Genomic DNA, 20709 nt, shown 5'->3' on the forward strand with positions numbered 1-20709 from the left:
TGTTTTTTTGTAATTTTGCAACTTATAGCATTATTTAAAATTATATAAAAATTATATGCCCAATCAGAAAATACTGTACATTACCACAGAGATGTACCCTTATCAGGAAGATACAAATTTAGGAAGCGTGGTAAACAAAATGGCACTTAAAATGCACCAAGAAGGCAATGATGTAAGAGTTTTTATGCCAAGATTTGGACAGATAAGTGAAAGGAAATTTCAACTTCATGAAGTTATCCGCCTTTCGGGAATGAATATTATCATCAACGATTTAGATCAGCCTCTTATCATAAAAGTGGCTTCTCTTCCGGGAGAAAGACTTCAGGTTTATTTTATTGATAATGAAGAATATTTCAAAAGAAAACAATATTATTTTGATGATGAGGGCGTTGCTTTCCCGGATAATGATGAGCGTGCCATTTTCTTTGCGAGAGGAGTTATAGAAACCATTAAAAAACTCAATTGGGTGCCGGATGTTATTCACCTGAATGGCTGGATGGCTTCGTTTATACCTGTTTATTTGAAAACATTCTATCAATCAGATACTTATTTCAAAGATGCGAAAATTGTCCTTTCACTATATAATGAAAAGGATGCTCCTCTGGATAAAGGCATTGCAGAAAAATTACAGTTTGATAATATTTCAGGATTAGAAGCGTTAAATACTCCTAGTTTTCAAAGTTTTGTTATTGAGAGCATGAAGTATGTAGATGAGGTTGTGAAAGGTGATGAATTTTTAGAAGGTGAACTGGATAAAGCTTTTAATGAAACTTCTACTTCAAAATCAGAGTATCTGGATATTGATTCTATCAACAAACTATATTAAAAGAAAAATATTGATGATTTATAATATGAAAAAAGCCTTCACTATACTTGCTATGATGATTTTAGGAGGTATGTTGGTTTACAATTGTGAACCGGATCCTGATTCTCTAGGTGAACAATTATTTTTAGACGGTGCAGCAAACGGTAATGAAGTTCCTTATGATGTTGTCGCATACAACATTGATAATAATGACAGTATAAGAAGTGATGCTACTAAATTGGGGTTGGCAACCTTAGGAGCATTTAAAGAAAGCCAGTTTGGAATGCAGAAAGCAGCGTACTATACACAGGTGAGACTGGCTGCCTATGATCCGGACTTCGGAACCAATGCTGTTGTAGATTCTGCAGTTCTTGTCATTAAGCCGACTTATGCTTCAGATACTCTGACAACAACTACTGACGAAAATTATGTATATCCTGACGGGTCAGTACCTGCGAAAAAAGTGATCAACAGATATCCGGCTGTAAAATATGGTAAAGCTAAATTTAATGAAGGAAAACTGACTGTAAAAGTGCAGGAAGTGACAGAATTTTTAAATGGCTACAGTGATATAGCCTATTCCAATAAAGCATATACGGTTAATGAGAGTACTGATGATGTTCTTGGATTAAAAGAATTTAATGGTTTTGTAAATGCCATTGCTATAACAAAAGATTCCGACGGTTCTTCGATTTTTACTTCTGAGGCAGGCTTCAGAATACCATTGAAAACCAACTTCTTCCAAACGAAAATTATTGCAAAGAAGGGGCAGGCTGAATTAAAAGATGTTTCCAGTTTTATCAGGTACTTCAGAGGTCTGAAAATATCTGTTGAGCAAAATGATGGATACCTGGTGCAGTTCGCTCCTTCATCGGTTGAATTGATCATGTACTATAAGTCTGATAAAGTTGAAAATGGTACCACGACAAGACCTCAGACAAAATATGCTTTTTCTATCGGAAACGGAAACGCACACGTAGGTAATTACACTTATGACAGAGTTGATAGTGTTGTAAAGGCTGCAAATACATCCAGTAATGCTTCTTCAGGTGATCCTAAACTTTTTGTCCAGGGAATGGGTGGTAACTCTATAGGTGTAAAATTCTCAGGTCCTACGATTCAAAAAGTAAATGAATATTATCAGAAAAATAAAGCAGGAATAATTTCCGCAAAAATCAGAGTATATACTGATCCTGTGTGGGATAATAAACGGAATAAACCTTCTTTGATGACTTTCGTTCAGAAAGATAAAGATGGTGGAAAGGAAACAACAGCTTTTACAAAAGATTTTTTGTTGCTTTCAGCAACTCCTAATTTTGCTTATATGAAAGCATATGATCTGGATAAAAATCCTTCATATTATGAGTTTACAGTGACTCAGTCTCTGAAAGAAATTATTGAGAAAGGAGAAAAATTTGATGATAAATATTTCAAAATTGATGCGGGTAATTTCCTGCAGTCTTCTACGGGAACATCATTGGCAGGAGCACAGCTTACCTCTCGAGCATTCTCTACAGACAGAGTCGTATTTGTGGGATCTGATCCTTCAAATGACAAAAGAATTCAATTAAGAGTTACCTACGGTACAAAATAAAAATAAAAAAACACTTAAGTAAATATGTGTGGAATAGTTGGTTATACAGGTTTTCAAGACGCCTATGATATTGTTATTAATGGTCTCAGAAGATTGGAATATAGAGGTTATGATAGTGCAGGAATTGTTTTGGAAGGTAAGAACAATAGTTTTAATGTAGAAAAAACAAAAGGTAAAGTTGATGATCTTGTCAGTATTTCCGGGCAGTTAAAAGGAATTGCTAAAGTAGGAATGGGACACACGAGATGGGCTACCCATGGTGTACCCAGTGATAGAAATTCACATCCTCATATCTCTAATAATGGAAAAATAGCAATTGTGCACAACGGTATTATAGAAAATTATGATACCATAAAAACGATGCTTACCGATAAAGGTTTCAGTTTTAAATCTGAAACAGATACCGAAGTTTTGGTAAATCTGATTCAGTATTTTACAGAATTAAATATAGAAACAGACTTTCCTACTGCGGTAAGATATGCATTGAATGAAGTGTATGGTGCTTATGCTATAACAGTGATGCACGAAGACTATCCGGGTGTTTTGGTTGTAGGAAGATTAGGATCTCCTCTAGCAATCGGAATCGGGGATCAGGAATACTTTATAGCATCAGATGCTTCTCCCTTTGTAGAATTCACTAAAGAAGCAATCTATCTGGAAGAGGGTCATATGGCTATTCTTTCATTAGAGAATGGAGTAGATATCAGAACAATTACGGATAATTCTAAAATTGTTCCTGAGATTCAGGAACTGAAACTAAATCTTGAACAGATCGAGAAAGGTGGCTATGAGCATTTTATGCTTAAGGAAATCTTTGAACAGCCTAAATCAATTCAGGATACAATGAGAGGAAGACTTCTCGTGGAGGAAGGGATTATCAAAATGGCGGGGATCTGGGATCATCTTGAAAAATTCAAGAATGCTAACAGAATTATCATTATTGCGTGTGGTACTTCATGGCATGCAGGTCTTATCGGTGAGTACCTGATTGAAGAGTTTGCAAGAGTTCCTGTGGAAGTTGAATATGCTTCGGAATTCAGATACAGAAATCCTATCATTACAGATAAAGATGTGGTTATTGCTATTTCTCAGTCAGGAGAAACCGCAGATACAATGGCTGCTTTAAAATTGGCAAAAGAAAAAGGTGCATTCATTTATGGGATCTGTAACGTCGTTGATTCTTCAATTGCAAGAATTACTGACGCAGGTTCATATACTCATGCAGGTCCGGAAATCGGAGTTGCTTCTACCAAAGCATTTACTGCACAGCTTACCATACTTTCACTGATTGCACTGAAATTAGGAAAACATAACGGAAACTTAGGAAACGCAGAATTCATGAGTTTAATCGCTGAATTGAACGCTATTCCTAAAAAGATTGAAGAAGTTTTAGAAGCTACTCATGAATTAACACAGAGTATCGCTAAAGATTTCATCAACGCAACCAATTTCCTTTATTTAGGAAGGGGGTATAACTATCCTGCCGCTTTGGAAGGTGCTTTAAAATTAAAAGAGATTTCTTACATCCATGCAGAAGGATATCCTGCTGCAGAAATGAAGCATGGTCCTATTGCTTTGATTGATGAAAATATGCCAATTGTTATCATTGCTCCTAAGAAAGGGCATTATGATAAGATTGTAAGCAATGTACAGGAAATAAAAGCAAGAAAAGGGAAAGTAGTTGCTGTCGTTAATAAAGGAGATACTCAGGTAAGTGCCATGGCAGACTACGTTATAGAAATTCCTGAAACTTCAGAGTGCTTCTCACCAATCGTAGCTTCTGTTCCTCTACAGTTACTGGCATATTACATAGCGGTTTACCGAGGTGCAAACGTTGACCAGCCGAGAAACCTTGCAAAATCTGTAACTGTAGAGTAAAAATACTTGCAAATAAAATAAATTTAGATTTTTTTCGTTATTCTAAAAAAAATCTTAAAAGTTTCTTAAAAAAATTATATATTTACGGCTTAATTATAAAAATTAACATGAAAAGGATATTTCTTTTATTATTGTCTGCGTCGGTAGCATCGGTATCTTGTTCAGGTGGTGGATCTTCTTCTGTTGGGAAGCCCGGAACGAAAGGGGAATTGATACCTAGAGAAAAAACAAAATCATTTGTTGCAGAAAGACCGTATGGTATGGTTGCCATTCCAGGTGGATCTTTCGTTGCAGGTTTAGCTGATGTGGATTTCACAGACAGCCCTGAAAAAGCGGCATTGAAGACTGTAACTGTGTCTTCGTTCTTTATGGATGAAGCTGAAACTACTAATGCAGAGTACAGGGTATTCATTAATTATGTAAGAGATTCGATTGCAAGAACAATGCTTGCTGAAGCTGCTGGTGAAGGCGGTGAAGGCGGCGGTAAAGGTACAGGGATCGGTGATTATGCATACCTTGCGAAAAAAGAAGAAAACCTTACTGCCTATCAGGAATATCTTGAAGGTGCTGGCGGAAGAGACGGCTTTGATGATACCAAGAGATTAGACTGGAAAATTCCATTGCATTGGAACACTTCTAAGTATCCAGATGTTGAATATGCTGAAGTTTTAGAATCAATGTATTTACCGGCTTCGTCAAGAGTTGGAAGTGAAAGGCTTCTTGATGTAAGCAAATTAAAATATAACTATAAGTGGGGGGATATGAATGCCGCTCTTGCTGAAAACGAAAGAGGGGTGAACTTCCTGAGAAGCGAAAGTATAGCCATCTATCCAGATACAACTGTTTGGGTGAATGATTTCCACTTTACTTACAATGAGCCATTGTTTGAACAGTATTTCTGGCACAAAGCTTATAAGGATTATCCTGTTGTTGGGGTAACCTGGGACCAGGCAAGAGCATACTGTAACTTCAGATCAAAATTGAAATCTGATTATAATGAAAGCCTAAAAAGAAGAAAACAAAGACCATTGACATTCCGTCTTCCGACTGAACTTGAATGGGAATATGCTGCAAGAGGGGGCAAGCAAAATGCTACCTATCCTTGGGGAGGTCCTTATTTAATGGATGACAGAGGTTGTTATCTTGCAAATTTCAAGCCAAAAAGAGGTGACTATATGGAAGATGCCAAAAAAGGGACTTACATGTATACTGCTCCGGTAAAGAAATTTAAGAAAAACGGATATGGATTATTTGATATGGCAGGAAATGTTTCTGAATGGACATTATCAGCCTATAACAATTCATCATATGGTTTCTCCTCAACTTTAAATCCTTCTACCAAAGATGTAGTAGATACTAAAAGATCTGTTAGAGGTGGTTCTTGGAAAGATGTTGGATATATGTTGATGACCGGAAACAGAGATTATGAAAGTAAGGACTCTGCGAGAAGTTACATCGGATTCAGAACAGTACAGGATATTCCAGAAGCTGCTGTTAAGGCAAAAAGAGTTACCAGATAAGAATCCTGTCGTTTATTACTATTTTCAGAAACAATTTTTATTTAACATTAAAAAAAATTAACTTATATGTTTAAGACTAAAGATGCTTGGATGAATTTCTTCTATTCATTCGGTGCTGCAATTGTAATTCTTGGAGCTTGGCTTAAAATTACTCACATCTCATTTGGCCCAATCAACGGTAACATCGCACTTACAGTAGGGCTTGTTACAGAGGCAATTATCTTTATTATTTTCGCTTTTGACCCTCCGGCAGCTGAAGAGTCTTACCATTGGGAGAATGTATATCCTGAATTATTAGATAAGCATGCAAATCCAAATCCTTTACATTCAAACATTTCTAAAAATACAAATGCTCAATTTGCTGAGCTGGAAAATTCTTTATCTACCAAATTGGATAAGATGCTTCAGGATGCAAAACTAGATGTACAGTTATTTGACAGATTGAGAACTGGAATTGATAAATTCTCAAATTCTGTTGATCAAATCAACCAGACAGTTGATGTATCTGCTTCTACTCATAAATATAATGATCAGTTAAACAAAGCTGCTCAACACATGGAAAGCATGAACGCTCTGTATGCAATGCAGTTGGAAAGCGGTCAGAGACAATCTGATTTTGCTAAAAAATATGTTGAAGATATGCAGAGATCAGCTGAACATTCTGAGAAGTTTAATCAAGAATTACAAGGTTTAACATCTAACTTAAACAGCTTAAACAGAGTGTACGGTGGAATGTTAACAGCTATGAAGTCATAATCCCGAACCATTAATTTAATAAAAAACTAAAGAAAAGAGAATGGCAAAAGGAAAACAGACTCCACGTCAGAAGATGATCAACCTTATGTATTTGGTGTTCATCGCAATGATGGCCCTAAACATTGATGTTGAAATCATCAGATCTTACTATGACTCCACAAGAGCACTTAAGGAAACAAGGTTTCTGACAGAACAGAAAAATGAAGATATCTTTGAGAAAACCTTAGAAGCAAAAGCACAGCAGGTACCTGATACCTATGCTCAGCCTTGGGAAGACTATAAAGGTCTGAAAGCTAAAATTGACGTTTTGGTTGCTTCGACTGAAGAGGTCAAAATAAAGCTTAAAAAACAGTCTGAGTTCATCGATAAAGATCCTAAGACCGGTAAGGACATGGATGTCAGTGAGAATTTCTCAGCGCTGAATAATAACGAAGCGACTACAGAATATTTCTTTAAAGAAGGTGAAGAGAACAGCCCGTCTGCTGGCGCTCTTGAGCTGAAAAAGAGAATGGATGATGTAAAAGACTATATCAATACCAAATTCGGAAACAACCAGCAGCTTAAAAAGCTGGTAGACAGAGCCAATGCTTCTTTAACTGCAGAATATGCTAACGGAAAGTCTCCAAACGGAAAAACATGGTTTCAGAATAAATTCTATCATCAGCCGCTTATAGCTGCAATCTCTAACTTAGAGATTATTCAGAATGATGCAAGAAACGTACAGTCTGATGCCTTAGCGTTAATGCTTCAGGAAAAAGTTGATGCGAGCATCAAGTTTAATCAGTATGAAGCGATTGTTTCTGCTCCTTCGGATATTCAGTCCGGTAAAAAAGCTGAAGCAGTAATTATGTTAGGATCATATTCTAACAGTAATAAAATCAGCATCAGCGGGGTAAGCAGACAGGAAAACGGTAAAGGATACCTTCCTTTAAATACCGGCGGTCTTGGTGAAAGGAAAATCGGTGGTGTTATTACATTAACAGATGCTACAGGAAAAGCACAGCAGTTCCCATTCACGCATACGTATAATGTAATCGCAGGTCCTCAGCAGGTTAAACTTGAGCAAGGTTTATTACTTTCTGCAGACAAAATGAATGTAATGTACAGAGGATTGGAAAATCCTGTTACAGGATCTATTCTTGGTGCAGATAATGCAAAATTATCTCTATCCGCTCCTGGAGCTGTTGTTAAAAGTACAGGTAAAGGCAAATGGAATGTTATTCCTTCAACCGGTAATACTGTTAAATTAACTCTTTCAGGTGTAGATCCTACAGGTAAAACGGTTTCGGAGGTATTTGAATACAGAATTAAAGGTATTCCAAGACCACAAGGACAGATCAGAGGAAAGGCGGTTAATTTTATGCCTGCGAGCTCAATCCCTAATCAGGTTGTAACAGCTGCATTACCTGATTTTGATTTCCCTGTTTCATTCACTGTTAACAGCTTTATTATGAAGCTTCCGGGTAGAGCAGGTACAATGATTCAAGGCAGTTCTTTATCTTCTGCAGAAGGAGTGTTAAGAAATCTTAGACCTGGTGATGTCGTTCAGATTTACGATATTCAGGCTACGGCTACCGGACTTGGTAATCAAAGACTGAAAGAAATTTCACCGGTTATAATCAATGTTCAATAAGGTTAATTTGTAAAATCATATTATGAAAAAATATATTAGCAGTCTTTTAGTTTTAGCTTCTGGGTTTGCATTTTCACAGACTATTCTAAATGCTTCTTCTCCAGAAGAATTCAGACAGATGAGAGCTGAAAATATGAGAAAAGTGGGAGATACTGTTATTAGCAATAAAGTAAAACCACTTGAGTACGGTTTTGTTGATGATAAAGATATTCTGAAAAGCATGATGGTTTGGGAAATTATCGATATGAATGATAAGATCAATCAGCCATTCTATTACGATAATCCAAATGGGTTGCTTTCAAAAACTACTAGATCTCTATATCAAATTCTTTTAGACGCAGCTCTTAGTCAGCAAATTGAAGAAGTTTACGATGATGAGAACTTTACAACGAAGTTGAGTCCTGAAGGAATTCAGAAAAAACTGGAAAGTGTGAGATTGGATGATGAAGCAATCGAAATCATCAACTCCGGAAGACAACTTACTGAAGCTGAAAAACAACAGTATACTGATTATATCAGAACAACCACTGAAAAAGTGAAGGTCTTGAAGATCATGGGAATGTGGTTCATCGACAAAAGAGACGGTCAGATGAAATACAGACCTCTGGGAATTGCTGCAATGGGTCCGGATCCTTCTTCTATCGGAAGAATCGGTCCTGATGGTCAGCCATTAGCCGGAGCTGATGAATTAGTTGATTTATTCTGGGTATATTATCCGAAAGCAAGAGAGGTTTTAGCGAACAACTATGTTTTCAATAGAAATAATTCATCTGCAGACTTATCTTTTGATGATATTATCAATGCAAGAAGATTTTCTTCAATCATTTATAAGTCTTCAAACGGTTTAGGTGATGGTATAATTAAAGATTATATCCCTAGAAATGCTGATGAGCAACTTGAAGAAAGTGACAGAATCAAAGGACAAATTCTTCAAATGGAGAATGATATGTGGAATTACTAAATTTCACTTGATATTTATAAAAAACCTGAGTATTTTTACTCAGGTTTTTTTTATTACAAATAGGTCTGTTCTATATAGCTATGATTAAAAAATAACTAGTCAGGAAATGGTATAAAGCCTTAATCAAAGAAATTTCTCAGATGAAAAATGTAGATTATATTATTGTAGGGGATGGATACGCAGCCCTTTTTTTTGCACATCAGCTTACAAAAAATAAAAAGTCATTCGTTATCTTTTCTGAAGGCCGTAAAAGCGCATCTCAGATTTCTGCCGGAATCATTAATCCTGTTGTCTTAAAAAAGTTCACAACATTTTGGCTTGCTCAGGAACAGCTGGATTTTTTGAAGTTGTCACTTGACGAAATTAAAGAATATACCGGAATAAATTATCTGATTAATGCATCGATTCACAGAATTTTTCATGATGAGAAAGAAAAAGATCTCTGGGTCAAAAAATCGCAAACCGAAGAACTTAAACAATTTTTAGATGAAAATTTTGATCATTTAGAGGGGGTTAAAAATGACTTTCAGTCAGGAATGGTCAAACAGTCTGCCAGATTAAACGTTAGTGGTTTTTTTAGTGATGTATTGAGGTTTTTTGAAGATCAGGGGCAGTTAATAAAAGAAAAATTTAATTATACGCGGATTGATACTTCGAATTCAGTATATGAAGATATTCATTTTAAAAATATAATATTCTGTGAAGGTATGGGAGTAAAGAATAATCCTTATTTTTCGGATATTCCTGTGATTCCCAATAAAGGTCATCACATCAGAGTAAGACTTTCAGAACCGATTGCTGAAAATACGACGATTAAAAAAAAGCATTTTCTTTTTCCTTTAAACGATGGATTGTATTTCTACGGTGGAACGTATGACAGAGAACAGCTCCATGATCATGTAGATCAATCTGCTGTAGAACAGTTACAAAATGGACTGTCCGAATTTTACCTTAATGATTTCGGTGTTGAAGAGATCCATTTTGGTTTCAGACCAACCGTGAAAGATCGCAGACCTATTGTGGGAAAACATTCTGAACATTCAAATTTCTATGTCTTTAACGGATTGGGTGCAAGAGGTATCCTGAACGGCTGCTATTTTTCGAAAATTCTTTTTGATCATATTGAAGAGGGGAAAGATCTGCCGGTTGAGATTTCTGTCAATAGGTTTTAAAATGATAAAGACGCTTATACAGGATCTTTAAATTATTTTGAGGCTATTTTAGTCTCAGCCTGATGTCTTTTTCCATGAAACAAAACCATATCCATCTCTTTTATAAGAAAGGTTACTTCATTTTTAGTCTCTGTATACAGATATTTATTGTCTTCTGTAGAAAATCCGGGAGTTGATTTGTTTTTTTTGAGTTCGTAGGTTTTTCCGTTAAGGTGAATAGTGACTGTTTCTCTTGTATTGTTGGTAATAACCTCCATTTCGTCACCATGGCGGTCAGAAATTGTTTCTTTGACAATATCGTCTTGAGATGCAGTTTCATTTTTCGTGATCTCAAGTTCCGGATCTTTCGCTGAGTGCGTGCATGCTGACAGTGTGAGAATTACAGATAATCCTAATAAAGTTTTTTTCATTTGTAATTGTGATTTATAAGTTTTCACATTAAATTGGATTGGTTGTGTAAAATTACAATTATTTTTCTTTAAAATTTGTTAAATTTTAATAATTTAAAGAATTTGTCGGCTGATATTGTGTTTTTTATAAAGTTAAATATAATTATTCCTTTCTCTCATTAACTTTTTCAGGTTAATTCAATAAGAGTTAAATTTTGTTAATAGTGAATTAAGTTTTAAAATCAAGGCATACATTTGCATCTGCTAATGAGAAACTATATCGTTTATTTTTTGACCAGCCTTTTTCTGCTATTTGTAGTGGAAAGTAAGCTTAATGTCAAAACTCTGCGAAGTGATTTTTCAGGACATATATCTCATAATTATCCTGAAAAATCTAATCATTCATCTCATAAATTTTCATTTCAGCAGCTTACAGACACTGCAGATAATTTTACGTTAGAACTTGCTGAAGATGATTTTCATTTGGCGGATACCGTACAGGCAATTATTGTTTTCGCAAGTGTATTCGGTCTGATGTATTCATTTGGTTTACTGTTTAAAAAAAGAGTTAAGCCTGCATTTACTGACTTTTTACAGCATTTCAGATCTGTAAAAACATTCATTCTGATCCGTTCTATCAGAATCTAAAATTTTATTTTCCGATCATGTTTCAGTTCCGCAACCGGAGCCTGAACATTGCGTTGTACCAATTTGTGTTTTACAATGCATTTCCCACGAATTATTATTCAATAACATTTAACGATTTATATTACTCTAAATTATGATGAAAAGAGTTGTCCCAGGCGTTGTCTTAAGCGCTGTTCTGTTGCTTTTTAGCTGTAACGGAAAAAAAGAAGAAAAAAAGGAAGATTCAATATATCCGGTTACTTCACCGGTGAAAATGGACACCATTATTAACAAAGATTTTGTAGCTCAGATTCAGTCAGTGAAGAATATTGAAGTTCGGGCACAGGAGAAAGGTTTTCTTGAGAAAATTTATGTTGACGAAGGTCAGTATGTTCATGCCGGGCAGACCTTATTCCGTATCATGCCCCAGATCTATCAGGCGGAATTACTGAAAGCAAGAGCTGAAGTTGAACAGGCTTCTATTGAGCTGAAAAATGCAAGTACACTTGCCAGTAATAATATTGTTTCTAAAAATGAAAGATCAATGGCGAAAGCTAAGCTGGATGCTGCGAATGCCGAAATGAAACTTGCTCAGATCCATCTTTCTTTTACAGATATTAAAGCACCGTTCTCGGGGGTGATTGACAGAATTCCTCTGAAACTGGGAAGTCTTGTTGACGAAGGAGATTTGCTTACAACTCTTTCCGATAACACAAATGTCTACAGTTATTTTAACGTTTCAGAACCGGAATATCTTAATTACCAGACGCACGTTGCAGACCGCGGAAGCCAGAGTGTGAGTTTAATGATGGCCAATGGCGACATGTTTAATCAGCAGGGCGAGATTCAGACGATCGAAGGGCAATTTGATAATGAAACGGGAAATATAGCTTTCAGGGCAAAATTCCCTAATCCTGAAAAATTATTAAGAAACGGAGAGACCGGAAAAATCAGAATGACCCTGCCGTTGAAAAATGCCTTGATTATACCGCAGAAAGCAACGTATGAAATTCAGGATCAGAAATATGTTTTTGTAATTGATCATAATGGAGTCGTACGGTCCAAAAATATAAAAGTTGCTTATGAGCTTCCTGATGTCTACATCGTTGCATCCGGGCTGTCTCAAAGTGATAAAATTCTTTTAGATGGTGTACAGAAGGTGAAAGATGATCAGAAAGTAAAAGTGAAATTTCAGGATCCGAAGAAAGTGCTTCAATCCTTAAAATTAAAAGCAGAGTAAAGAGTCAATGATCATTGATAAGCGTAATTGACCACACAAATTTTTATAAAAAATAGGGGTCATCTACAACTTATCATCAATAATTCAACATTATTTTATGTTTAAAAAATTCATTCGCAGACCTGTTCTGTCAATAGTAATCTCTCTGATTATAGTTTTTATGGGAGTCTTATCTCTAATGAAACTCCCCATTACCCAGTTTCCTGCGATCTCTCCGCCCAAAGTAAATATTACGGCAACCTATCCCGGAGCAAACAACGAATTGCTTATCAAAGCAGTGGTCATTCCTCTGGAACGTTCACTTAATGGTGTTCCCGGAATGAAATACATGACCTCCGATGCCGGAAATGATGGTGAAGCTTCCATTCAGGTAGTTTTTGATCTGGGAACAGATCCCAACGTTGCGGCAGTAAATGTTCAGAACCGTGTATCATCAGCTGTTAATAAACTTCCGCCATTGGTTGTGCGTGAAGGGGTGAAAATTACCCGTGAGGAACCGAATATGCTGATGTATATCAACCTGTACAGTGACGACCCGAAAGCTGATCAGAAATTCCTGTTCAACTACGCTGATATCAATGTAATGTCGGAATTGAGAAGGGTAAGCGGTGTTGGTTTTGCAGATATCCTGGGAACCCGTGAATATGCGATGCGTATCTGGCTGAAGCCTGACCGTTTAACCGCTTATAATATTTCTGCTGATGAAGTGATGGAAGCTTTAAATGAGCAGAGTTTGGAAGCATCACCCGGAAAAACAGGGGAAAGCTCAGGTAAACGTTCACAATCATTCGAATATATTCTGAAATATCCCGGGCGTTTTAATAATGAAAAAGACTACGGAAATATTATTCTCAAAGCTAAATCAGCAGGAGAATTCGTAAGACTGAAAGACGTTGCCGATATAGAATTCGGTAGTTCGATGTATGATATTTATTCTACATTAAACGGGAAACCGTCTGCTGCGATTACCGTGAAGCAATCCTATGGATCCAATGCAAGTGATGTTATCAAAAACGTAAAAGCACTGATGGCAGACCTTGAAAAAACCAATTTTCCTAAGGGAATGCATTACGACATCAGTTATGACGTTTCAAGATTCCTGGATGCATCGATAGAAAAAGTTGTCCATACTTTATTTGAAGCCTTCATTCTCGTGGCGATCGTTGTATTTCTTTTCTTGGGAGACTGGCGTTCAACGCTGATTCCGGCGATTGCAGTTCCTGTTTCCCTGATCGGTACTTTTGCAGTGATGTCCGCATTTGGAATTACGCTGAATATGATTTCTCTTTTCGCACTGGTGATGGCGATCGGTGTCGTCGTCGATGATGCGATTGTTGTGATTGAAGCGGTCCACGCCAAAATGGAAGAGAAAGGATTGTCTGCATTGAAAGCAACGGAAGAAGCGATGCATGAGATCAGCGGGGCTATTATCGCCATTACCCTGGTTATGGCTGCGGTATTCATTCCTGTAGCATTCATGTCAGGGCCTGTAGGGGTTTTCTACCGTCAGTTTTCGATTACCATGGCCTCGTCAATTATTCTTTCAGGAGTTGTAGCGTTAACATTAACTCCGGCATTGTGTGCATTGATTTTAAAAAACAACCACGGAAAAGCTAAAAAGAGAGGTCCGATTACCATTTTCTTAGATAAATTCAATAATTTATTTACAAAAGGAGCGGGAAGATATGAGAAAATGCTTAACAAAACAGTAACGAAGAAGTTTATTACCCTCCCTTTGCTGTTGATTTTCTGTGTATGCACTTTCTTTTTAAGCAACTCACTTCCTTCAGGATTTATTCCTGGGGAAGATCAGGGGATGATTTATGCCATTATTCAGACACCTCCGGGTTCCACTTTAGAACGTACCAATCAGATTGCAAGAGAACTTCTGAAAGAGTCTGAAGATATTGACGGAGTACAGTCTGTTTCTTCACTTGCAGGATACGAAATTCTGACAGAAGGTACAGGTTCAAATTCAGGAACCTGTCTGATCAACTTAAAAAGCTGGGAAGACCGGTCGGAATCAGCTGCCGAAATTATTGAGAAACTTGAAGAAAAGGCTAAAAATATTCCCGGAGCCAACATTGAATTTTTCCAGCCACCTTCCATTCCGGGATATGGCGCAGCAGGTGGATTTGAGCTTAGGCTTTTAGATAAAGCAGGAAGCGGAGATTATCAGAAAATGGAACAGGTAAGTACTGATTTTGTGAAAGAATTGAAGAAACGTCCGGAACTGGGTTCTGCATTTACCTTCTATTCAGCGAGTTTCCCACAGTACATGCTTAAAATCGATAATGATCTTGCCGAACAGAAAGGTGTGAGCATCGAAAAGGCGATGGATAATCTTTCAACTTTGATCGGTTCCAATTATGAAACCAGTTTTATCCGTTTCGACAGACCTTACAAAGTTATTGTACAGGCAGGGCCTCAATATCGAGCCCTCCCTAGTGATCTGCTAAAGCTGTATGTGAAAAATGACAAAGATCAGATGGTTCCGTATTCAGATTTTATGCATTTGGAAAAAGTATATGGGCTTTCTGAGATCACAAGACATAATATGTACAATTCTTCTGAAGTAAGCGGTACACCGGCACCGGGTTACAGTTCCGGACAGGCAATTAAAGCGATTCAGGAAGTGGCTGATAAAACACTGCCGAGAGGTTTCGGAATCGACTGGGCAGGAATTTCAAAAGATGAAGTAAGCCGTGGAAATGAAGCCGTGTTTATTTTCCTGATCTGTTTAGGATTTGTGTATTTAATCCTTTCGGCACAGTATGAAAGTTTCATTCTTCCGCTGCCGGTCATCCTTTCTCTGCCTACAGGTATCTTTGGAGCATTTTTATGCTTAAAACTTTTAGGTCTTGAAAATAACATTTATGCACAGGTTGCTATGGTTATGCTCATCGGACTTTTAGGTAAAAATGCCGTACTAATCATTGAATTTGCTGTACAGAAAAAGGCTGAAGAAGGAATTTCCGTAGCGAAAGCTGCGATTGAAGGGGCAGCAGTCCGTTTCAGACCGATCCTGATGACCTCATTTGCTTTCATTGCGGGATTAATTCCTTTAGTCATGGCAACCGGCCCCGGAGCTGTAGGAAACAGAACTATTGGTACCGCTGCAGCAGGAGGAATGCTTCTCGGGACTATTTTCGGACTGATGATCATTCCCGGACTATATTATATTTTCGGAACCATTGCTGATAGATCCCGATTGGCAAAGTATGAAGAAGAAAACCCTTTGACAGAACAAACAGAACCTTATCAACACGATAATAAACATGAAGATTTATAATAAATACATTGCAGCAGTTGCCTTATCACTCGTTCTTGCAAGCTGTAAAGCACCGATGGCAACCGTTATCAATGATGAAGTGAAAAATAATATTCCTGAAAATTTCATTCAAAATGAACAGCAGGATGTTAATAATAACAGTGGCACGACTCCATGGAGACAGTTTTTTACAGATCCTAATCTGGTAGGCCTGATCGAAACTTCCCTGAAAAACAATCAGGAGCTGATGATTACCCTTCAGGAAATAGAGATTGCAAAAAGCGGTATCATTGCCAAAAAAGGAAGATTGAGCCCATCCGTAAGAGCAGGATTAGGAGCCGGGGTAAGCAAAGTCGGGCGCTACACGAGTGAAGGAGCCGGAGATGCAAGTACTGAAATAGAACCGGGAAAGGAAATGCCGGACCCTCTCGGGAATTTTGAAGGCGGCCTGATGGCCAACTGGGAAATCGACATCTGGAAGAAGCTCAGAACCGAAAAAGATGCTGCGGTTGCCCATTATCTTTCAACAGTAGAAGGAAAGAATTTTGTACTCTCTAATCTTATTGAGGAAGTGGCTGATAATTATTACGAATTACTGGCACTCGACAATCAGCTGGATATTATTCAGCAGTATATCAAGTTACAGACAAGAGCTTTGGAAATTGCAAAAATTCAGAAACAGGCTGCTGCTGCCACCGAGTTGGCAGTGAAAAAGTTTGAAGCTGAACTCGCAAAATCAAAAGCAACAGAGTATACGATCCGTCAGCAGATTACAGAGAAGGAGAATCAGATCAATGCCCTTTGCGGTCGCTATCCGCAACCGATTGTCCGAACAAAGGAAAGTTTTATGTCTATCATTCCACAAACGGTTTATACAGGTATTCCTTCGCAGTTACTGGCCAACCGTCCGGACATCAAGCAGGCAGAATTAGAACTGAAATCAGCAAAATTAGATGTTGAAGCAGCAAGAAAAGAATTTTATCCTTCTCTTGAAATTTCAGCTACTTTAGGTCTGGAAGCCTTTAAACCTTCGTACCTGGTCAAACTTCCCGAATCGATTGCTTCAAGTTTAATCGGTGAACTGGCAGGTCCGCTTATTAATAAAAGTGCGATCAAAGCCAATTTTCAGAATGCAGATGCTAAACAGATCCAGGCTTTGTATGAATATGACAAGACGATTCTGAATGCCTATTTAGATATTTCGAACCTGATGTCAAAAGTGAAAAACATCGATCAGTATTATCAGCTGAAATCTCAGGAAACTCAGGCATTGGATAAGTCTATTGATATTGCCAATCAGCTTTTCAAGAATTCCAGAGCTGATTACCTGGAAGTACTTCTGAATCAAAGAGACGCTTTAGATGCCAAAATGGAATTAATAGAAGCCAAACAGAAACAACTGAGCACCGTCGTAGATATCTATAAAAGTTTAGGCGGAGGCTGGAAATAAAAAAGTTTTCATTCATATATATTTTTCATTAGTTCAGATTCAGCTTCTTCGGGAGCTGAATCTTTTTTTGAATACTTGAATGATTTACGGAATTTTATTTCTATTCATAATCTGTACCTGTTATTCAATGAATAGGAATTATCCCGTAGATTGAACATTGCCGGAGGATGTTTCAGAGTCAGAAAATGTAAAAATATTCAGTAACCTTAATGATTTCTGCTTTATTTAAACCTTAGAACTGCGCTCAATCTGATTATTTAAATTTGTAATTTAAAGGAGATCGTCAATTTCAGCCTGAGATTGTCCGGTAAAAACAAACCCATTTTCTTATATTTGTTCATTATTCAAAATATGGACGCAACACAGGACAAACGACTTTTTCTTATCGATGCTTACGCAATGATATTCAGAGGATATTATGCATTGATCAGAAGCCCGAGAATTACAAGCGGAGGAGTAGATACTTCTGCGATCTTCGGTTTTACCAACTCTCTGATAGAATTGATCAGAAGAGAGCGGCCTACCCATCTTGCAGTCGTTTTTGACGTAGGACAGGCAAGTATAAGAACCAATGATTTTGCAGCATATAAGGCCAACCGAAGTGAAACACCTGAAGCGATAAGGGTCGCTATTCCATACCTGCACAGAATTTTGGATGCCATGCATATCCCTCACATGGGTGTTGAAGGTTATGAAGCAGATGACCTGATAGGAACGCTCGCCTGCAAAGCAGAAAAGGAAGGGTATACGACGTTTATGGTTACTCCCGATAAAGATTTTGCCCAGTTGGTTACGGATAAAATCAAAATATATAAACCAGGCTTAAAAGGTGGTGAGATCGAGATTTTAGGAGTGGAGGAAGTTAAAGCAAAATATGGAATACAGGACCCGAAACAGGTCATTGATTTCCTTGCAATGATGGGTGATGCAGTTGATAACATTCCCGGATTGGATGGAGTAGGTGAAAAGACAGCCATGAAATTCTTACAGGAATACGGAAGTATTGAAAACCTTTTAGCCAATACGCACCAGTTAAAAGGTAAGATCAAAGAAAAAATAGAAGCTTCCGCAGAACGTGGAATTTTATCCAAGAAATTAGCGACGATTATCTGTGATGCCCCTGTCGAATTTCATCAGGAACAGTATGATCTTGAAACACCTGATTTTGAAAAAGTAAAAGAAATTTTTGACGAAATTGAATTCAGAAGACTGTATGAGAATCTTTACCGGGCATTTGCTCCGGCCGGAGCTCCTGCTCCCAGCAAAGAAGAAGTTGTTCCTGACGGATCTGAAGAAACGCTGGCAGAAACTCCACAACAGAAAGTGGCTAAAAATGTTGGTCAGCTGGATCTTTTTGCTACTTTTGAAGAGCTTGATCAGGCAGTTTCAAACAAAGAAACCATTGAGCAGAATGATCATCTGTACCAGTTTGTAGATAATCCAAAGGCCCAGAAAATACTTGTTCAGAATCTTCTGAAACAAAAAGCAGTCTGTTTTGATACGGAGACAACTTCTCTGAATGAACTGGAAGCTGAATTAGTGGGAATGAGTTTTTCCTATAAGAAGGGACTGGCCTATTATATCCCGCTCTCTGAAGATAAAGGGGAAGTTTTACAGACCCTCGAAATTTTCAGGCCTTTCTTTGAAAAGGAAGATCTTATTAAAATAGCACATAACTTAAAATATGATTATAAGGTTCTGAAGCAGTATGATATAACCGTAAAAGGAGCCATGTTCGATACGATGATTGCCCATTACCTTCTGAATCCGGACGGACGGCATGGGATGGATTATCTGTCAGAAGTCTATTTAAATTACAAACCTGTTTCCATTGAAACCATTATCGGAAAAAAAGGAAAAAAACAGGGCAGTTTCAGGGATGCAGATCTGCGGACACAGACTGATTATGCGGCAGAAGATGCAGATGTAACTTTCCAGCTGTATGAATTATTTGCACCGCAACTCAAGATCGAAAGCCTCGAAGATCTTTTTTACAAAATAGAAATGCCTCTGATGGAAGTTTTGGCGAAAATGGAACTGGAGGGAATTTCATTAGACGAAAAATGGCTCGCTCAGGAAAGTATTGATCTTGAAAATGATCTGAGACAGCTGGAATCAAAGATTTTTGAAATTTCGGGAGAAGAATTCAATATGAATTCTCCGAGACAGTTGGGGGATGTTCTGTTTGAAAAGATGCAGCTGGATCCCAAAGCCAAAAAGACAAAAACAGGACAGTATGCTACGTCAGAAGATATTTTACAGAAGTTAGCTACAAAGCATGAGATTATCCAGCATATTTTAGAATACAGGACATATCAGAAACTTAAGTCAACGTATGTAGATGCTTTGCCGTCGCAGATTGATAAAGATGATAACCGTGTTCATACCAATTTCTCACAGACTACTGCTGCAACAGGACGTCTGGCAAGTGTGAATCCGAATTTACAGAATATTCCTATCCGTACGCTGAGAGGCCAGCAGATCCGTGGAGCATTTGTTTCAGGAGAAGGAAATAAGATTATCTCTGCCGATTATTCTCAGATAGAGCTTCGTCTGATTGCAGAGATTTCAGGTGAAGATAATATGATCAAAGCCTTTCAGGATGGCGAAGATATTCATGCTTCTACCGCTGCCAAATTATTTAAAATTCCCTTGGAAGAAGTTTCGAAAACGCAGAGAGGGCAGGCAAAAACCGTTAACTTCGGAATTATTTACGGACAGGGTGCTTTTGCATTGGCAGAACAGACCGGAATGTCAAGAACTGAAGCTAAACAAATGATTGAAGCTTATTTTGAAACCTACCCGAAATTAAAAGCGTACATGGCTGAGCAGGTGAAGAGAGCCCGTGAAATTGGTTATGTTGAAACGATATTGGGAAGAAAACGTCACCTGAAAGACATCAATTCCGGAAATTTTGTTGTGAGAGGCCATGCTGAAAGAAATGCAGTCAATGCTCCTGTGCAGGGAAGCGCAGCGGATGTTGTGAAAATGGCAATGATCAAGATCGACAAAGAACTTCAGCTGCAGAATCTTCAGACCAAAATGCTACTGCAGGTACATGACGAATTGTTGTTTGAGTCACCTGTCGACGAAGTGGAAACTGCGATGAAACTGATCAAAAACGAAATGGAAAACGCCATTGAGACCCAGGTGCCTTTACTGGTTGAGGTTGGGGTAGGAAAGAATTGGCTTGAGGCGCATTAAAAATCAATGAAAAAATTGAAAATCTATTTAAAGAATTATCATAAAACTTCCGCATAGAGCCGGAAGTTTTTTGTTATAGAAAGTAATACTTCTTAGTTTTGGTTTCAGGCTCGATTAAAGTCCGATCTGACCGGGAATGGTGACGTTTACAGTCTGCCGGAAAAATATTATTGCATTTAATACAGATTACTACAAAACTGTATACTATT

14 protein-coding genes are annotated in these 20709 nt (G+C 37.7%); 13 read left to right on the forward strand and 1 reads right to left on the reverse strand.

The window, feature by feature from the left end; translation table 11 throughout:
- Nucleotides 1-55 precede the first annotated feature (55 nt).
- The 8 genes from AC2A07_RS15160 to AC2A07_RS15195 all read left to right on the forward strand — a co-directional run bounded on the left by AC2A07_RS15160 (nucleotide 56) and on the right by AC2A07_RS15195 (nucleotide 10319).
- Nucleotides 56-826: a glycogen/starch synthase gene (locus AC2A07_RS15160; RefSeq protein ID WP_314497767.1), complete on the forward strand. Its 771-nt coding sequence runs from the start codon at nucleotides 56-58 to the stop codon at nucleotides 824-826.
- A 25-nt stretch (nucleotides 827-851) separates the two neighbouring features.
- Complete coding sequence (locus AC2A07_RS15165; RefSeq protein ID WP_484051089.1) at nucleotides 852-2399, forward strand: DUF4270 family protein; 1548 nt, start codon at nucleotides 852-854, stop codon at nucleotides 2397-2399.
- 24 nt (nucleotides 2400-2423) lie between these two features.
- Nucleotides 2424-4277, forward strand: coding sequence for a glutamine--fructose-6-phosphate transaminase (isomerizing) (gene glmS / locus AC2A07_RS15170; RefSeq protein WP_314497773.1), 1854 nt, complete (start codon nucleotides 2424-2426; stop codon nucleotides 4275-4277).
- Nucleotides 4278-4384: 107 nt separating this feature from the next.
- Nucleotides 4385-5797, forward strand: coding sequence for a T9SS ring complex lipoprotein PorK/GldK (gene porK / locus AC2A07_RS15175; protein WP_484051090.1), 1413 nt, complete (start codon nucleotides 4385-4387; stop codon nucleotides 5795-5797).
- A 66-nt stretch (nucleotides 5798-5863) separates the two neighbouring features.
- The gene (gene porL, locus AC2A07_RS15180; protein WP_314497779.1) at nucleotides 5864-6553 is read left to right on the forward strand and encodes a type IX secretion system motor protein PorL/GldL; all 690 of its coding nucleotides are present in this window, start codon (nucleotides 5864-5866) and stop codon (nucleotides 6551-6553) included.
- Nucleotides 6554-6593: 40 nt separating this feature from the next.
- Complete coding sequence (gene porM / locus AC2A07_RS15185; protein WP_314497782.1) at nucleotides 6594-8186, forward strand: type IX secretion system motor protein PorM/GldM; 1593 nt, start codon at nucleotides 6594-6596, stop codon at nucleotides 8184-8186.
- 22 nt (nucleotides 8187-8208) lie between these two features.
- Nucleotides 8209-9147, forward strand: coding sequence for a type IX secretion system ring subunit PorN/GldN (porN, locus tag AC2A07_RS15190; protein WP_314497785.1), 939 nt, complete (start codon nucleotides 8209-8211; stop codon nucleotides 9145-9147).
- A gap of 140 nt (nucleotides 9148-9287) precedes the next feature.
- Nucleotides 9288-10319 (forward strand): NAD(P)/FAD-dependent oxidoreductase, encoded by a 1032-nt coding sequence (locus AC2A07_RS15195; RefSeq protein WP_484051091.1) that lies wholly within the window; start codon nucleotides 9288-9290, stop codon nucleotides 10317-10319.
- Between the two features lie 32 nt (nucleotides 10320-10351).
- On the opposite strand, the gene AC2A07_RS15200 is transcribed toward AC2A07_RS15195, so the two are convergent.
- Nucleotides 10352-10729: a putative periplasmic lipoprotein gene (locus tag AC2A07_RS15200; RefSeq protein WP_484051092.1), complete on the reverse strand. Its 378-nt coding sequence runs from the start codon at nucleotides 10727-10729 to the stop codon at nucleotides 10352-10354.
- Nucleotides 10730-10975: 246 nt separating this feature from the next.
- Here AC2A07_RS15200 and AC2A07_RS15205 point away from each other — a divergent pair, with 246 nt between their 5' ends.
- From AC2A07_RS15205 to polA, 5 genes are all read left to right on the forward strand, one after another.
- Nucleotides 10976-11356 (forward strand): hypothetical protein, encoded by a 381-nt coding sequence (locus AC2A07_RS15205; protein WP_314497794.1) that lies wholly within the window; start codon nucleotides 10976-10978, stop codon nucleotides 11354-11356.
- A gap of 136 nt (nucleotides 11357-11492) precedes the next feature.
- Complete coding sequence (locus AC2A07_RS15210; protein ID WP_484051151.1) at nucleotides 11493-12575, forward strand: efflux RND transporter periplasmic adaptor subunit; 1083 nt, start codon at nucleotides 11493-11495, stop codon at nucleotides 12573-12575.
- Nucleotides 12576-12672: 97 nt separating this feature from the next.
- Nucleotides 12673-15867, forward strand: a complete 3195-nt coding sequence (locus AC2A07_RS15215) for an efflux RND transporter permease subunit (RefSeq protein ID WP_484051093.1) — start codon at nucleotides 12673-12675, stop codon at nucleotides 15865-15867.
- Nucleotides 15854-17296, forward strand: a complete 1443-nt coding sequence (locus AC2A07_RS15220) for a TolC family protein (protein WP_484051094.1) — start codon at nucleotides 15854-15856, stop codon at nucleotides 17294-17296. Before AC2A07_RS15215 ends, AC2A07_RS15220 begins: the two co-directional genes overlap by 14 nt.
- Before the next feature lie 351 nt (nucleotides 17297-17647).
- Nucleotides 17648-20500 carry a DNA polymerase I gene (gene polA, locus AC2A07_RS15225; protein ID WP_484051095.1) on the forward strand — a complete coding sequence of 951 codons (2853 nt, stop codon included), beginning with the start codon at nucleotides 17648-17650 and terminating at the stop codon, nucleotides 20498-20500.
- The last annotated feature ends 209 nt before the right edge of the window (nucleotides 20501-20709 follow it).

Source organism: Chryseobacterium sp. HNCC26DJ238, from assembly GCF_057180465.1.

Coding starts and splice junctions, on each gene's coding strand:
- AC2A07_RS15205 (WP_314497794.1), top strand. CDS start 10,976: ATGAGAAACTATATCGTTTATTTTTTGACCAGCCTTTTTCTGCTATTT.
- AC2A07_RS15215 (WP_484051093.1), top strand. CDS start 12,673: ATGTTTAAAAAATTCATTCGCAGACCTGTTCTGTCAATAGTAATCTCT.
- AC2A07_RS15160 (WP_314497767.1), top strand. CDS start 56: ATGCCCAATCAGAAAATACTGTACATTACCACAGAGATGTACCCTTAT.
- porM (WP_314497782.1), top strand. CDS start 6,594: ATGGCAAAAGGAAAACAGACTCCACGTCAGAAGATGATCAACCTTATG.
- porK (WP_484051090.1), top strand. CDS start 4,385: ATGAAAAGGATATTTCTTTTATTATTGTCTGCGTCGGTAGCATCGGTA.
- AC2A07_RS15220 (WP_484051094.1), top strand. CDS start 15,854: ATGAAGATTTATAATAAATACATTGCAGCAGTTGCCTTATCACTCGTT.
- AC2A07_RS15165 (WP_484051089.1), top strand. CDS start 852: ATGAAAAAAGCCTTCACTATACTTGCTATGATGATTTTAGGAGGTATG.
- AC2A07_RS15195 (WP_484051091.1), top strand. CDS start 9,288: ATGAAAAATGTAGATTATATTATTGTAGGGGATGGATACGCAGCCCTT.
- porL (WP_314497779.1), top strand. CDS start 5,864: ATGTTTAAGACTAAAGATGCTTGGATGAATTTCTTCTATTCATTCGGT.
- polA (WP_484051095.1), top strand. CDS start 17,648: ATGGACGCAACACAGGACAAACGACTTTTTCTTATCGATGCTTACGCA.
- AC2A07_RS15200 (WP_484051092.1), bottom strand. CDS start 10,729: ATGAAAAAAACTTTATTAGGATTATCTGTAATTCTCACACTGTCAGCA.
- AC2A07_RS15210 (WP_484051151.1), top strand. CDS start 11,493: ATGAAAAGAGTTGTCCCAGGCGTTGTCTTAAGCGCTGTTCTGTTGCTT.
- porN (WP_314497785.1), top strand. CDS start 8,209: ATGAAAAAATATATTAGCAGTCTTTTAGTTTTAGCTTCTGGGTTTGCA.
- glmS (WP_314497773.1), top strand. CDS start 2,424: ATGTGTGGAATAGTTGGTTATACAGGTTTTCAAGACGCCTATGATATT.